11 protein-coding genes and 1 tRNA gene are annotated in these 16,455 nt (G+C 37.9%); all 12 read right to left on the bottom strand.

Annotated features, from left to right (window positions below):
• Window positions 1–2,325 (bottom strand): glycoside hydrolase family 20 zincin-like fold domain-containing protein, encoded by a 2,325-nt coding sequence (locus WG905_RS02360; RefSeq protein ID WP_339590086.1) that lies wholly within the window; start codon window positions 2,323–2,325, stop codon window positions 1–3.
• A 23-nt stretch (window positions 2,326–2,348) separates the two neighbouring features.
• On the bottom strand, window positions 2,349–4,064 hold the full coding sequence (locus WG905_RS02355; RefSeq protein ID WP_339590085.1) for a GMC oxidoreductase: 1,716 nt from the start codon (window positions 4,062–4,064) through the stop codon (window positions 2,349–2,351).
• 4 nt (window positions 4,065–4,068) lie between these two features.
• Window positions 4,069–4,596 carry a gluconate 2-dehydrogenase subunit 3 family protein gene (locus tag WG905_RS02350; RefSeq protein ID WP_339590084.1) on the bottom strand — a complete coding sequence of 176 codons (528 nt, stop codon included), beginning with the start codon at window positions 4,594–4,596 and terminating at the stop codon, window positions 4,069–4,071.
• Between the two features lie 316 nt (window positions 4,597–4,912).
• Window positions 4,913–6,736: a RagB/SusD family nutrient uptake outer membrane protein gene (locus WG905_RS02345; RefSeq protein WP_339590083.1), complete on the bottom strand. Its 1,824-nt coding sequence runs from the start codon at window positions 6,734–6,736 to the stop codon at window positions 4,913–4,915.
• A 42-nt stretch (window positions 6,737–6,778) separates the two neighbouring features.
• On the bottom strand, window positions 6,779–9,868 hold the full coding sequence (locus tag WG905_RS02340) for a SusC/RagA family TonB-linked outer membrane protein (RefSeq protein ID WP_339590082.1): 3,090 nt from the start codon (window positions 9,866–9,868) through the stop codon (window positions 6,779–6,781).
• A gap of 266 nt (window positions 9,869–10,134) precedes the next feature.
• Entirely contained in the window at window positions 10,135–10,962 is an 828-nt protein-coding gene (locus WG905_RS02335) for a class II fructose-bisphosphate aldolase (protein WP_339590081.1), read from the bottom strand.
• Window positions 10,959–11,909, bottom strand: a complete 951-nt coding sequence (locus tag WG905_RS02330; protein WP_339590080.1) for a carbohydrate kinase family protein — start codon at window positions 11,907–11,909, stop codon at window positions 10,959–10,961. The genes WG905_RS02335 and WG905_RS02330 overlap by 4 nt, the downstream gene beginning before the upstream one ends.
• A gap of 73 nt (window positions 11,910–11,982) precedes the next feature.
• Complete coding sequence (locus WG905_RS02325) at window positions 11,983–13,131, bottom strand: SIS domain-containing protein (protein WP_339590079.1); 1,149 nt, start codon at window positions 13,129–13,131, stop codon at window positions 11,983–11,985.
• Window positions 13,132–13,185: 54 nt separating this feature from the next.
• A complete protein-coding gene (locus tag WG905_RS02320; RefSeq protein ID WP_339590078.1) occupies window positions 13,186–14,067 on the bottom strand; it encodes a DMT family transporter in 882 nt (293 codons plus the stop codon).
• A 743-nt stretch (window positions 14,068–14,810) separates the two neighbouring features.
• Window positions 14,811–14,894 (bottom strand) — tRNA-Leu (locus WG905_RS02315).
• A 54-nt stretch (window positions 14,895–14,948) separates the two neighbouring features.
• On the bottom strand, window positions 14,949–15,710 hold the full coding sequence (locus WG905_RS02310; protein ID WP_339590077.1) for an MBL fold metallo-hydrolase: 762 nt from the start codon (window positions 15,708–15,710) through the stop codon (window positions 14,949–14,951).
• Window positions 15,711–15,749: 39 nt separating this feature from the next.
• On the bottom strand, window positions 15,750–16,400 hold the full coding sequence (gene lolA1 / locus WG905_RS02305) for an outer membrane lipoprotein periplasmic chaperone LolA1 (protein WP_339590076.1): 651 nt from the start codon (window positions 16,398–16,400) through the stop codon (window positions 15,750–15,752).
• Window positions 16,401–16,455 lie beyond the last annotated feature (55 nt).

Here is a 16,455-nt window from a genome sequence, read left to right as displayed (position 1 = left end):
TTACAATTTAGTATTTTCCCAATTCAATGATTCGTTACTAACCGGTAAATTATTTGCTTTTGCAAATTGATTTCGTGCATTCGAGAGCTCTGTTACCCATTTGCCAACAGGGTATTTTAACTGACGGTATATTAAATAACTTAAATCAATTGTCCTAACCGGTTCGTGATCTTTCACATCATCTACCTGATGTAAATATTTACGACCATTTGCCTCCGCCACCAAGGGATACCAATCCTGAAACCATACAGATGACACGGACTGCAGCAATAAGTTTCTTTCTTCATGAATCTTTTTTACCTGCCTTAGTGCCTGATCGATAAGAGACACTGCAAGTGTCGGATTCTGTTTTGCAACGTCAGAAGCATTTTTAATAAGTGCCGTAGCATTTTGCAGGTCTAACATCAGATTTAAATTTTGACGGCAAATCTGAGCAACAGAGAATAAAACCTGCAAGTTATAATTTTGTCGACCTACTAAGGAAAGGTTATCATTCAACAAGTTCATCAACTCATTGTTTGCCTTAAGGAAATTCTCTGCATGAGTTAACCTTACTTTATTCTTCAAAGCCCAATCTTCATTTAAAGAAAGATCTGTTCCAGAAGGCAAAGGTAATGCCGGGAGTACCTGATCTTTAACTGGTTGTGGAGTTTCAAATACTTTCTCTGAATCACCAAAAATTGGTGAACGATGGGTAGAAGTAACCCAATCCCAGCTTTTATCCCAGAATTCTGCTTGTGTACTCAATAACTGGTATACTTTATCCATATTTACAGCTTTACTGCCATAAAATGAAGTATAAAACCGGTTTGACAAATCCTGGTGATTCACGGTATGATGGTTCCAAGCTACTGCAGTACCTGTAGCATATCCTAACCAAAATGTCTCTGGATGCAACCCAGCATCTGCCCAGGCTGCAACAACTACTCCCATAAGATCAGCGCTACCATCTGAAATCGCAGAGGTTATTCCCTCGCTTACTTCTTCCACTCTACCGATATTCCTATTGCCTTGTTGTTTTTCATCATCAGTAAGCGCTAAGGTACCATCCCCATTTAAAGATTTCTTAAAAAGATGTTTATGATAGTTCGGGAAAAGTGGTTCCTCACCTTGTGTAGAAGTATAAACCAGCTGTCTCATCCCATTTGCTTTAAATTTCGGCGCCCATTGTTTATTATATACACCATTAATAATGTGGGATGGTAATGTATTGATATCTTGAGGTCTGAGTGGGTATTCTGCCCAGACCATTACTTTCCTATCTTTTTCATGTAATTTATTTCCAATCCGGGTAACAAAGTCTGCAAATAGCTTTCCGTTTCCACCTAATTTTTTAGCAAGTTTTTTATCATCAGCAGCCTTTCCCAGGTAATATGCTTCATCTGTCGAAAGCATTACATAATTACCTCCTTTATTTGCATCAAAAAGATCATTAAACATATTCAGTAACAATTCATCGGTCTTTGGATTAACTACACTAAATTGATAATTAGAATTACTAAAGGCTCTTAGCCCGGCATACTCTGGATGTTTTAAAATAAAAGCAACGTGCGCTGGGGCATCTATGTAAGGAACCAGCTCCACATAATGCGACTTAGCATAATCTGTAAGGTCCTGAAATTCTGCAGGCGTATAGGCATAAGGTTCAACAATGGGTTTTGCTGAAGGAAACTGAAAATGTCCTTCCAGTTTTATCGTTATTGCATTTATTTTATAATAACTAGCTTGTTTTATGGCGCGCTTCATGGCATCAATCCGTTCCAAATGATGGGCATTATCCCAATAAATCATTCTTAAATCCAAATTGGGCCAGTCTACAATTTTACCAGTAGCAAAGAATACTTTTCCATTATCGGACTGCAGCAATTGCAGGAGTGTCTGCACTCCATAAAATAAACCTTGATCAGCATTTGCTAAAATTGAAATTTCATTCTTGTTCAAAGTGAGCTGATAGGCCTGATTTGCTAATGCAGTTCTATTGGTATCTGTTGCATTTTCTATCTTAATCGAACCAGGTTTAACCAATAACTTTATTGAACCATTAGGACTGCCTTTATCTTTAAGTATTAAATGAAAGCGTTCTTGCAGCTCTGATTCCAGACTTTTTACTGCAGGATTATCTGCTATGGCCTTTATACTCCAGCTTTCATCTAAAACATAACTTTGTCCCGAAAGTTCAACTTGTTGTGGAATCGGTAATAATCCTGCAGCAGCCTGAGGTTTATTAGAACTGGAAGTACTGGCCATATTATCCTGAGCATTCCCTGCTAATGAAATAATAAGGCTGCTGACTAGAAATAATACTGAAAAAAGAAATTTGCTCATAATACATCTTGTTAATTTATATTTTATATATCGCCTCTTTTTAACTGTGTAACCGCATGATCTACTGCTCTTGCTGTTAATGCCATAAACGTAAGCGAAGGATTTTGAGTAGACGTAGAGGTCATACATGCGCCATCGGTTACATAAACATTTTTGCAGGCATGCAATTGGTTCCATTTGTTCAACAAGGAAGTTTTAGGGTCTTTCCCCATTCTTATGCCCCCCATCTCATGGATATCCATCCCAGGGTTTTGTGTTGAGTTATGCGTCTCGATATTTTTGAAACCGGTTGCCGTTAACATCTCTGAAAACTGATCAAAATAGTCCTGTTTCATTTTCTCATCATTATTATCATAGACAACAGATATTTTTAATAATGGAATACCCCAGTTGTCTTTTTGATCAGGATCTAGCGTAACCATATTCGTTTCCTTAGGAATTGTTTCTCCCATCATGTGTGAACCTATTTTCCAGGGTCCAACTTTTGGATACAAAAGTCTTTCTTTTAAACCGGCTCCGGTTCCTGAAGAATCCACTTCTGAACTTCTGTATGCAGAAAATCCTGCGGCATAGCCACGCAGGAAGTTCGTTTCCTGTCTGAAGAGATTTCTAAATCTAGGCATATAGCCCCCACCAGCCGGGTTTCGACCAACAGTGGTGAACTTTTTTAACCCTTCAAACTCCGCACTAATACGAGCACTATAATTATGGAAAGCTACAAACTTGCCCATCAGGCCATTTTCATTCCCCAATCCTTCAGGGAATTTCGAAGATGTAGAATTCAACAGCAAAAGATTGGAATTTAACGCTCCTGCATTTACAAAAATAACGCTGGCATAATATTCTATGACATCTTTGGTATTGGTATCAATAACCCTCACCCCTGTTGCTTTATTTTTTTGCTCATCGTATATTATAGAATGTGCTACTGAAAAGGGACGTAAAGTTAAATTTCCGGTCCTTTCTGCCCAAGGGAGTGTACTCGAGTTGCTGCTAAAATACCCACCTACCGGACAACCCCTATGACACAAATTGCGAGTTAAACATTGTCCTCTTCCTTGCTCCAGATGTATAGGATTTGGTTTCGTTAAATGTGCAACGCGCTCACTGATTACATGTCTATGCTCATATCTTTCATTCAATTGTATTCTGAAATAATCTTCAACTGCGTTAAGTGGAAAGGCAGGTAAGAATTCACCATCTGGCAATTGTTTTAAGCCATCTCTGTTACCGGCAATACCAGCAAATTTCTCTACATAACTATACCACGGAGCAAGGTCTGCATAACGAATGGGCCAATCTACAGCAAAGCCGTCACGTGCCGGGCCCTCAAAATCAAAATTACTCCATCTTTGTGTAGCTTTTGCCCACATCAAAGATTTTCCACCTACCTGATAGCCACGAATCCAGTCAAATGGCTTTTCTTGTACATAGGGATGTTCCGCATCCTTGACAAAAAAATGTGCTGCATCTTCTTTAAATCCATAAAAACGGTTCATAAGTGGATTAGCCAGCCTTACATTTAGGGGCATTTCGCCACGGTGCTCAAACTCATAGGGAAACTTATTCGCGGTTGGATAATCTTTGATATGTTTTACATCTCTCCCCCGTTCCAAAACCAACGTTTTGAGTCCTTTTTCTGTAAATTCTTTTGCAGCCCAGCCGCCGCTCATTCCCGAACCAATGACTATCGCATCAAACGTACGTTCTTTTATTGTTCCTGTATTGAGGTTATTCATTTGCTTAGGTATTTTTTAAGGGATAGTAACCATTATACTTAACTGATGGTATGATTTCATAGTGTTTTATTTCATGTATTACATACTTAGATGTCATGTAAGCCTGGATAGTTTTTGCTTTCATAATAGAATAAAACTCCACAAGCGGTGGATTATCTATCTCTTTATTTTCTATACTTTGTAGAATTTTCTCTCTCTGGATGTTAGAACATTTTTCAAAAGATTGTCCATACTGTTGCCTGGTATACATTTTCAACTCTTCCAAGCCCTGAATAAAGTTATCTTGTTTTTCTTTTTCGTAACAGTCATTCAGCATCCTCACCACAAACAAATGTGCGCCAACTTCACGTGCACCCGGCGTATCGGTTTTGGGAATTATAGTGGCTGCTATTTCTGCAAGCAGTTCCTCCTGATCAACGTCAATTTTATCAAGTGACAATGCTGACTTTGGACTATGGTTTAAACATCCCGGAAACAACATCGTTGTTCCTACAGCTACCGAAATATTCCTTATAAAGCTCCTTCTTTCCATCCAGTTTACTTATAAAATAAAATGATCATCATTTCAACGCGTTTCAAAAATAAACGGCAGGAGCAGCAACATCAGGCGTATTTTCCTGTCACCGATGGACACCCCGGTCTTCATCACCATCTTTATCATTTAGATCTTTCATATGCAGATGCAAAACATGGCCATTCAATTTCTTCAAACATTCGACTGAATTCAGTCCAGAACGCATAAAATGACCTACATCGGCACAGGCCCCAAGCGCTTACTATGTCCCTTTGTGGCAGCGAATATGATATCAGGATTCCAGTAATGGCGCAAATATCATCTTCTTTTTAAATTAATATTCTGGATTCTGTTCTAATTGCGGAGCTTTTCTTCTTTCTTCATTAGGAATTGGAATCCAATACATTTTAGCTTTAGCCTGACGTTTTTCAACCGAAATTTGTTTCCATGCCGTTTTGACAACGCCGTTAGTATTAGTTTCAGTAATATCTACACCTAGCGCATCCGTTAGTGTTTGTTCGAGTATTTTCCACCGTCTGATGTCATACCACCGGCTGTTCTCAAATACCAATTCAATTTTCCGCTCATAGCGCAAAGCCATTTTAGCATCCCCTACAAAATTGGCCATACCTGCCCTGTTCCTGATTTGATTTATGGTGTTCGTTGCTTCTCCATTTTCACCAAGCTCCAGACTAGCTTCAGCATAGTTTAACAGTACTTCAGCATACCTGAACTCTATCCAGGCATTTTCATTGTTCTGTAAATTAAAATTGACTCCATCATCAACCATTTTTTTCATCACATAACCAGTAAAACTTCCATTCCAGGGAGAGACAGGCCCTTGCCGGGTATCAAGACCAAAAGTCGTTGAAACAGTGGTTCCATTATTGATTACAATACGTGTACGTCTGTCGTAATTACCAATAGGATCTCTAGGCTGTAAACTTGCAGGACGCGGCCTCCAAGGCGCACCATCATACAATATAGACCCATAAAATCTTGGATCCCTCGATTGGTAAGGATCTGCCGACGTATACTTATCAGAAATATTCTGATATAATCCTTGTGCGTCTACTTTGAAATGGCTTGAAAAATCAGTTCCATCTTCCATCTGGTAACTGTCAACCAAATTCTGAAGAGGTGCGTTACTGGCCCATTGGTCCCAGCCATTGCCTCCATTCCATTGATTCATTTGATTTACATCCCCGGAAGATTTTGAGTACATTTTACCCCAGATAATTTCACTATTGGAAAGATCCTTTGTTTTAAAAAAAATATAGTAGTTTTTAGAGACTTCAGCTTTATCAGGCGCTCCAAAATTGGCGAGTTGATAATCCTGCAGGTCAATCACTGCTTTGGCTGCATTTTTGGCTGCAAGCCATAAGGCATTTCTATTTGGACTTACATAACCCACATATTTACTTTTAGCACTTCCATCAGCGGTAAGGTCGCTGGCGGCAAATAATAATGTTCTGGATTTAAGTGCAAGGGCCGCGCCTTTTGTTGCTCTTCCTAATACCGTTTCATCCTTATCCAAGAGCAACGAATTTGCTGCATCGCAATCACCAACTATAAAATTTATAGTTTCTTCAAATGTACCACGTAATATGGAATTAAAATCGTCCCCCAACTTAGCAGGTTCCTTCATCAGCGGAACACCTCCATAAATTCTAACCAGTTGTCCATAACAGTAAGCCCTAAGAAATAAGGCCTCTCCTTTCATCACATCAGATTTACTTTTTATCGCTGCTTGATCCGTTGCAGGATACGCATCGGCCACCTGATCTATTTTTGAAATAAATGTGTTTAATTTTTGAATATTAAGAAAATAGTCTGACCAAGCCGTAAAGTTATACTCACCTCCATCCCATGGAGAAGTATTATCAGCTGTTGTACTTCCTGCCACATAAATCTCCGGTCCGTGAGTAAATGACTCATGTGTTTCATCACTAACTGAAGAAAGTAAAGTTTGTGTAAATCCCATTCTGATGCCATGATAGGTATCTAACAAATATGCATCTACTAGATTAATATCTGCCCAGAGTAAAGCATCGGAATATTTATCCTGAGGGGAGCTATCTAATATTGAGGTTTTTTTACAGGATGTAAATAAAAGCAACAACAAAAACACATTAATACTTAATTTATAATTTTTCATATTACCTGTTCTAGAATTTTAATTAAGAATAAACCTTCAATTTTAAAAAGATACCTTCGCACCAAATGAAACCACCTTCATTAAAGGGTAATTATCCCTGTTTCCACTAAATTCCGGATCCCATATCCGATTTTTAGCTGCATAAATCAGAAAGAGATTTTGACCTGATACATAAATCTGTGCATCATTAATAAATATACCTTTCAATAAATCCTTTGGTATGGTGTAAGAGAACTGGATGTTTTTCATGCGGGCATAAGCCTGGTTCTGGTATTCCATATCTGTAGTATATGCACCTCTCCAATAAGTACTTGCACCATCATATGCACGTGGTTTAACTGCATCAATATTATCTGGTGTCCACCTTCCATCAGCAGAGAACTGATAATAGTCACCTGCAGAGCCTTGTTGTGATCCTAATCTTCTTACCCAAGCAGTACCAGTACCATTAACAAGTGCATTTAATTCAAAATTCTTGTATTTTAAATTAATAGATAAACCAAAGGTAATTTCAGGATTAGTGGTTTGGTCAAACAAAATCCTGTCATCATTATCAATGGTTCCGTCACCATTTGTATCTTGAATAATTACATCTCCGGGACGTGCTTCAGGAACATGAGGTAATGAATTTACCTGATCCCAATCTCTGAAGATACCGGTAGATTTATAAAGCAACTCAGCGCCTAAAGGATGTCCTGTTTGTACCTGCCAGGTTACACTTTTTGCCGGCTCATCAAATTCAACTACGTTATTGCGTGCAAATGCAAAATTTCCATTAATAGCATAAGAAAAATCATTTTTATAGGTGCTGCTGTACCCCAATTCAAGTTCAAATCCTTTGTTGTCAACGATTCCAAAATTTTCATCCGGAAGGGTAATTCCTGTAAAACCAGGTACTGACGCATTTCTCTTCACGAGAATATTATTACGGCGTTGATAGAAAAAGTCAGCATTAAAGGTCATTTTATTGTTAAACCACAGGGATTCAAATCCAGTATTATACACATTAGCAACTTCCCAGGTAATAAATGGATTTGGTGAGTTAGATTGGTATAAGCTGGAAGAATAGGAACCAGATGATCCATATATACCTCCTGTGCCGAAAGCATAAGATGCCAAATATTGGAAAGGTTCAACTAAATCATTACCCATTTGTCCCCACGAAGCTTTAAGTTTGAAAAAGTCGATAAACTTCACATTGTTTTTCCAGAAATTTTCATTCGAGATTCTCCAGCCAGCCAGCACACTTGGAAAATTACCCCATCTGCCACTTTCGTTAGAAAATCTTAATGAGCCATCTCTTCTAAAAGCAAATTGAAATAAATAGGTTTCTTTATAGTCATAGCTCAATCTTCCGAAATAATTAATGCGGGAGTCGATACCAACAGTTTCCGTATTGTCTTTTTCATTGTTTCCTCCTGCAAATAAATACGGCAATTGATCACTAATAAAATACCTTCTGAAAGCACTGATACCCTGCGCATTAAACTCAGAACTTTCATAAGAAACAAAGGCACTAACATTATGATTTTCCTTAAAAGTTTTCTCATAGTTCAACTTCGCATTGAAAGTCTTCATATTGGAGTTTTCAGAAAAATTGGTTAATCTCGGATCGTAATTATCGGAGCTTTTAATTAGAAAAGCACTTCCATCTTCTTTTCCGGTATTTCCTGCAGCCAGGTAAGCGTCATCATCCAGAATGTAAGCAGAGACTGGTTTATCAAATAATTTTCGATTACCAAAATAAACATCGTATGCATAATAACTGGATAAAGACAAACCTTCTACACCAGGAATTTTAAGTGTAGCATTGAACTTATTGTTACTTCTGTAACGTTTACCATCATTAAAGCCAGACTCAAAAGTAGATACCAACTGAGGTTGATAAGATGCTCCAAATGCTCCTGTACCGTACACGCCATTTGGATAAGTGGCAAAAGTAGTTGGTTTATTTTGATTGGTCACATTAAATATCGTCTCGGTATCCATTGATGATCCCATTCTGTTTTCCTGCGAACCATCAAGATCTACCCCAAAAGCCAGGTATTTATTTAACTGCACATCCACATTTGCCCTTAGGTTATACCGGTTAAATGATTTGGCAGAATTTTTAAATAAACCATCATCATATTGCGAACCGAAAGACACAAAATAATTAACTGCTTTAGATCCACCTCTAACTGATAAATCATGATGACGGGTAACACTATTATTTTTTAATGTTTCATCCCACCAATTTGTATTTGGATGAGTCCATGGATATTCGCCTGACCTAAACTTATCCACATCCTCCTGTGAAAAGGTCATATTTGATTCGTCAACACCTTTATAAGATTCCATTTCACGAAGCATTTGCGCATAGGTAGGTGCATCGGCCATTTCCGGCAATTGAGTTGGCGACAAAAGCCCTTGATAAAATGAATAATTTAATGTGGGCGCAGTGCCTTCTTTACCACGTTTGGTGGTCACCAAAATTACGCCATTTGCGGCCCTAGCGCCATAAATTGCAGCTGATGCATCTTTTAACACACTAATACTTTCAACATCATTGGCGTTAACAGCATTCAGATCACGTCCAGCAATACCGTCTATTACGATTAATGGCGAAGTATTGCCTAAAGTTCCGCTTCCCCTGATCAAAATAGATGCCGCATCACCCCCTGGTTCACCAGATCTCTGCTGAACAACGGCTCCAGGCAAACGCCCAGCTAAGGCATTGGAAATATTAGCAACCGGTGCCGCCGAAAGTTCTTTGTTTGACACGGTAACTACGGATCCAATCAGATTAACTCTTTTTTGTTTTCCATAACCAATAACAACCACTTCATCCAAAGATTCATCACGATCAGCCAATGCCATATTGATCACGGACCGGTTACCAACAGGAACCTCCAGCGTATTAAAGCCAACAGAAGAAAAAATCAACGTTCCTGACTCAGGGGCTGCAATTGAAAATTTACCTTCTGAATTTGTTGTGGCTACAGCAGTGGTACCTTTTACGGTAACGGTTACACCTGGTAAGGGCTTGCCATCGGCCTGATTTGTAATTTGACCGGTAACCTTAATCTCCTGAGCATCACAGAAGTAGACTCCGGTGAATAGAACGAAAAACAACAGTACAACTCTTTTCATGAAATCAGTTTAAGATTAAAAAATAAAGAAATAGATTAGATTAACATCGGAATTTTCTCAAGCAGGCTTCTGAAAATTGACACATGATGATTTGGTAATTTTATTAATAAATCTCCTAAACCCACGCATAATGCTTTCGAAACCTTACTATATAAATATAATACTTTTTTATTTCGTTTCAAAACTCAATCTATATTTTTTTGAAACATTTATTTATAAAATTTTAACCTTCACAACCTTTCGTTTAGAACAAAAGAGTAAAAAAATTACTCCTTATGACTTTTCATCATTAACAACTTCTCTTTCACCAAATTTGTAATATTTCGTGTAGCAATAGGAAAAACCTTTCTTAAGTCAATTTCAGATGAATTGGCTAGAGAAGACTGAAGAGTTTTCATAAATATGTTTTTTATTTCTGTTGCGAGATTCACCTTACAAATCCCTCTTAAAATTGCCTCTTTGAGCTGCTCCTCAGGAATACCAGATCCACCATGCAAAACCAAAGTAGCATCCGTTTTGGCAGAAATTTCTGAAAGGAGATCAAACTGTAATCTAGGCTCATTTTTATAAAAACCATGGGCAGTACCAATAGCGACAGCAAGCGAATCAACCCCAGTGATTCTAACAAATTCACTGGCTTGATCTGGGTCTGTGAAAAACTGAACTGCAGAAGATTGCCCTAATTTTGCAACATAACCAAGTTCCGCTTCTACATGAGCATTATAACCCTTGGCCCGTTTCACCACCTCCTTGGTTAGTTTAATATTCTCCTCATAAGATAGTTCACTCCCATCTATCATTACAGAATCAAATCCAGCATCAAGGCAGGATTGTGCCAGATCAACAGTGTCACCGTGATCCAAATGAATCCAACCTTCTACACCAAACTGTTTCAAACCCTCACGTCCGAGACTGACAGCCGTCGCCAGTCCCATATATTCAATCGAGCTTCTTGTTAGTTGAAGAATCAGAGGTTGATTTAGTGCCCTAGCAGCCTCAAGAACTCCGCGCAACGTTTCCAGGTTGTAAAAATTTGTTGCCAGTACACCTCTTTTTTGGGCAGTAAATACCTTTAGCTTTTCTTTTAAATTCATGATTGTAGTATTGTTAAATCAAATAATTGTCTAGCTTGTTGAAAGGAGGCCAAGCTTTCAAACGCTGTTGTCCCACCTGAGGCCGTAGTGCTGATTGCACCAATTAAATTCCCGTACCGTAAGCTTTCTTTAACTGACTCTCCTGAAAGATATTTCAAAATAAACCCTGCATTAAAACTATCTCCTGCTCCAATAGCATCTACAAAATGATCATTTACAAAAGCAGGGCAAAATTCCCGCCTCCCACTTTCATAACAGGTTGACCCTTTTACACCTTGCTTAACAACAATCTTATTTCCAAATTCACCCACCAACATTAGTGCTTCCCCGATTGTTGGCTTTCCGGAAAGCATTAATAATTCATTTTCGTTAGGCAAGAAAACATCTACATAAGGGAGGCAATCTTGATAAGGGAACTTCCATTTATTTTCAGGATCCCACTGTATATCTAAAGAGGTTGATAATCCATTATCCTTAGCCAACTTAAATAAATTAGGAATCTCCTTCTGAATACCTTTCTGAAGAAAGTAAGATGAAATGTGAAGGTGCTTAAAATCAGCAAACCGATGTACAGGGACATTAGTCTTATTGAACATTTCCATTGCCCCGCAGTAGGTAACGTTGGCGCGATTTTGATCATAATTCAAAACAACAGTAATCCCCGTTTTGTATCTTTCAGATTCAACAATATGTGTCGTATTTACATTTTTACGCCTTAACTCCTCACAGATAAACTGTCCAAAGGAATCCCGGCCTACCATACCGCAAAAAGTGGTGTCAACTCCAAGAATAGAGATATTAGAAGCAAAAATCGCCGAAGAACTACCCATTGTTACATTGAATTCATTGGCCAGTATCTCTTCACCAATTGCAGGAAAGCCCTGAATGCTGTTCAAGATAAGATCAATATTCAATTCTCCAATTACCAAAATACCTTTATCATTCATCGCTATACCTTTTTAAACCAACTTTGTCTAATAACTCGTTTACATCCACTTTGTATCGCCAAAAACGCAAAAATCATTTCTCATTATTTTCAATAGAGTAAATCGACACACCTTGCACAACCCTGTTAATTCGGCCAGAGACTGATGGATTATCGGGATTCAAGCCTAAATCAAGCGATTTATAAAAACCTAATGACTGCCCTAATAATGTAGCCGCTATAAAATAAAATTCATTTGACTGTATATCCTGGTTGGAAAATTCAATATCCAAAAGGCTGCTTTTTGGCGCACTGACTTTTCTTCCAAAGCTGATTGTTGGTACAACAACCAAATCAGCTGCAATAGATTCTACTAAATCTTTTTCGTATTGAAACACAAAATCATCATTTGAAAACAAATAAACTATGATAGCCTCCTCATTTGCGACTACCCTTGGCCCATGCCTAAAACCAAGAAAAGAATCATATTTACAGATAACCTGACCATCAGTCAATTCTTGCAATTTCAAGTGACATTCTCTTGCAATACCTAATAGTGGCCCGGAGCCCAAGAAAATCATCCTTTTAAAAGGCCTCCGCGCAATATTTTTGATAGAAGAAAGCTGTTTATTCATAAAAGAATACGCAATTTCTTTTAAGCATACCAAGGATGGTTCTAAAGTATCTATTTTATAAAGCTTTGCTATTAAAGTGATTGATAAAAGCATAGACGTAAAACTTCCTGTCATTGCTAAACCTTTATCATTGGATTTTTCCGGTAAAAGAAAAATATAATTACGTTTTCCGTCCCTATTCTTTACAATCTCCCCACTTTTGTTACAGGTGATAATTAAATGAAAAATATGTTCACAATAAAAATTTGCAAGATGAATTGCTTCTAGGCTTTCAGGGCTATTCCCTGATCTTGCAAATGAGATCATAAGTGTTGGTACCTGTTTCAGAAAAAATAATTTTGGATGCGTCACCAGGTTAGTTGTCGCAATAGCTTCTGTCATCCTTTGGGTTTCATCTTGCAATATTCCTTGGACAGCTTCACCGATAAAAGCGGATGACCCGGCACCTGTAAGGATAATTCTTAAATCTTCCAGGTGTAAAATCGGAACTAGAAAAGCTTCGAGCCCTTGCTTATGCTCAAGAATAGCTTCAAACACTTCTTGCCAAAGATGGGGTTGCCCCAAAATTTCGCTTAACGTATCTGCATGATCATGAGAGTCTTTTTCCATAAATGAGTTTATTTTAAAAAATTTATATCTCAACCCGTTTAAATTAGTTCCGCTCTAGTTTTTTGTTTCTTCATATCCCATAAAAAATGCTGAAATAACAGCAAACAGCATCCCTACTGTAATTATCGCATGTGGCAAAACAGCATATATAATCAGGGAAAGAATTACAGTTAAAACAGGTGAAAGAGCAGTTGTCATTGGAGCAACTATAATTGCCTTACCATTTCTAAAGGCATACACTAGACAAAGTGCACCAAAAGCATTTAAGATTTGTATGATCGCAGCCAAATAGGGTCCTTTAAAGCCGGAATTAATGGGTTTCGTAAAATCAGTCATATTCAGCGCAAAGGGAATAAGTATTACAGACCCAATCATCATGTAAAAAAAAATACTTTCTGCTTTCATTGTTTCGTTAGCAAACCTCATTACAAAGCCCTGAATACCCCACGCTAATAAAGGTATTGCAGCAAGAAACATCCATGAATGACCCTCGACAGTATGGTCACCCGGAGGCTGAAAAGAAAGGAATAAAATCGCAATAATTGCAACAACGATTCCAACCCAGCCTAACCTACCGGTTTTTTCTTTTAAGAATACTACAGAAAGTAAAATCGTTACTACCGGAGTTAAAGATAGTAATGGGAAAACGAGATAAGCAGGAGCTATTTTCAAAGTAAAAAAAAGAACCAATTGCCCAAAGGCACCAAGCAATCCAGCCAAAACCCCCAAAACAATTGCACGCTTGTTAATATCTAATCTCCACTTATTAATCGCCAAGGCAATAATTGCAGCAGGAATCATAGTCAAAGCCCACACAACGTAACCCAAGCTGGCAGGAAAACCATTTTTCTCAGGTATCTCAATTAAGCCACCCCACACCCCCATAAAAATGACATGCACCGCAACGAAAATCAGCCAACTCTTGTTTTTTTTCATATTCATAATTTATCCATTATTAACTCGATAAAATTTTTCTACATCAATTACCAGCAGATTATTAACAACTACACATTTCTAAAGATAAACTTTCATATAGTTACGAAACAAATTTATTTTTAAATATCTAATTTCAAAAAATTACGAAGCTTCTTTTGAAACCTTGTTTTATTAAAATCCCTATTACGAAATAGATTTAGGTTGTTTAAACATTATTAGCATCACGTTTGCTATTTAGAAAGCTTATATACTCTAAAAAATGGTTATTACCGCATATAATTTGAGCCTGAATAATACTTAGGGATATATGCACAAACGGGTAATCCCATACAAACTTTGAGAGATGACCGTGCAGGAAAAGCTGTTGACAATCCTTTACCCTTTGGAACAGGGATGAGGCTTTCGATGAGAATTAACCAAAAAAAAGCATACCGAAGGACAGGAGCTGGTGCTTCCTCAGGGGTAACCGATTAGCCGGCGTGTTACCGTATCAACACCAGTTATAAAAAATAGTGCAAACGACTAGGTCGGCACTACACATGTTAAGCATGCCAAGTGAAGGATCAAAGTATGCCTCCTCTCGGATAAGACAAAGTCAAAAAAATATTAGAAATTACTTGTATTTATAGCTAGTACCTTGATTCCTAAAGACCAGTCCAAATCACTGGAGTGTCAGGAATCAACAAAAAAGGGTTACTCTTTTTCGAGCAACCCTTTTAAAAAACGGACATAACTCCGACCCGTACCCGGAAGCAGATTCGAACTGCCACACTCTTACAAGCGCCACCCCCTCAAGGTGGTGCGTCTACCAATTCCGCCACCCGGGTTTATTTGTGCAAATATAGATTTATTCAACAAAGTTTATCAAGTATTTTAAAATTTTAAACCTCAAAAGTCAAACCATCATAAGCAAGCCTGATATTTGGGGGTAATTCACGTTCAACTTCTTCATGCAAACCTAAATTATGGCTGATATGCGTGAGGTAAGTCATTTCGGCATTAATTTCCTGTGCAAAAGCAACGGCCTGCTCCAGGTTAAAATGAGAAATATGAGTGGACCGCTGTAAAGCGTTCACCACCAAAACCTTAGTACCCTTTATTTTATCAATAGATATTTTTGATATGGTTTTTGCATCGGTGATATAAGTAAAATCGTTTACCCTGTAACCATAAATAGGCAACTTATAATGCATGATATCAATAGGAATCCATAAGTTCTCTCCTATTGCAAATGGCTCACCGGTAATTTCAAAAAGATTAATTTGAGGAAGACCCGGATATTGGACCTCGGAAAAGATATACGAAAACTCTCTTTTTAAAGCTTTCTCCACCAGTGGGTCTGCATAGATATCAATGTTCTTTTTTAGCAGGTAATTAAAAGGTCTGATGTCATCTAATCCAGCGATATGATCTTTATGTTCATGTGTAAAAACAATGGCATCAAGATCTTTAACCCCTGCCCTGAGCATTTGAAAACGGAAATCCGGTCCGCTGTCTATTACAATAGTCTTATCCCCTGTTTCCACCAGTACGGAAGTCCTGAGCCTGTTATTCCTCGGATCGGTGGAAGCACAAATCTTGCAACCACAACTGATGACTGGAATCCCCTGAGATGTTCCTGTACCTAAAAATGTAATCTTCAAAATTTATCTGTTAAAGTCAAGGCTTAAAATTATCGAAAGTTATCTTAAATCTACGACTTCAACTCCAGGATATTTATTAGCATTAAAAGTAAATGTTGATTCAGGTACCTTTACATTAGGCACAAATGATTTAACCAGGTAAGTATATTTGCTTCCATCTTTTTCCAGGACCAATACTTTAGCAATCTGCTTTGCGGTTTTATCGATGCTTAAAATCACCTTTGAATAGCTTTTACGCTTATCTAGCGGAGTCAGTTCTATGGTCTGGTAAACTTTGGTGCCAGTTTTCTTTTCACCGGTGTAAAGCGGGCTGAAACCTTTTTCATAAAGGGTGAAGATTTGAGCAGGATTCAGTGCATCTGAACTGTTATCTACGGTAGTTAACTGCACTTCCTGATCAGCAACCAGGTGTGTCCACTGGTTTTTACCATCACTAATCAGTTCCCTTTCGTCCATGATCATTTTGTACTTATTGGCATTCGCCTTTACATACAAAGTTCCATTCTCTGTGTTCTTAATTTTAGCTTTAGGATTATCAATGGTAAAACTGAAGGTGGCTTTTACCACCTGGTATGATTTATATTTTTTACTCACTTCAGCGAGGATTGTTTTTGCTTTAGCTGCATGCTGTGAATAACCGTTGAAGGTTACTCCGGTTAGCAACAAAAGCATGATTATCATTTTTCTCATTAATATTTTTTTAATTGGTGATGAAGCTATCATAAGCATCTCCTGAACACTTCGT

The sequence above is a fragment of the Pedobacter immunditicola genome, from assembly GCF_037482985.1.
Lineage (GTDB): Bacteria > Bacteroidota > Bacteroidia > Sphingobacteriales > Sphingobacteriaceae > Pedobacter > Pedobacter immunditicola.
Note: the sequence above shows the minus strand (reverse complement) of the source record. Positions and strands in the feature narration are given on the sequence as shown.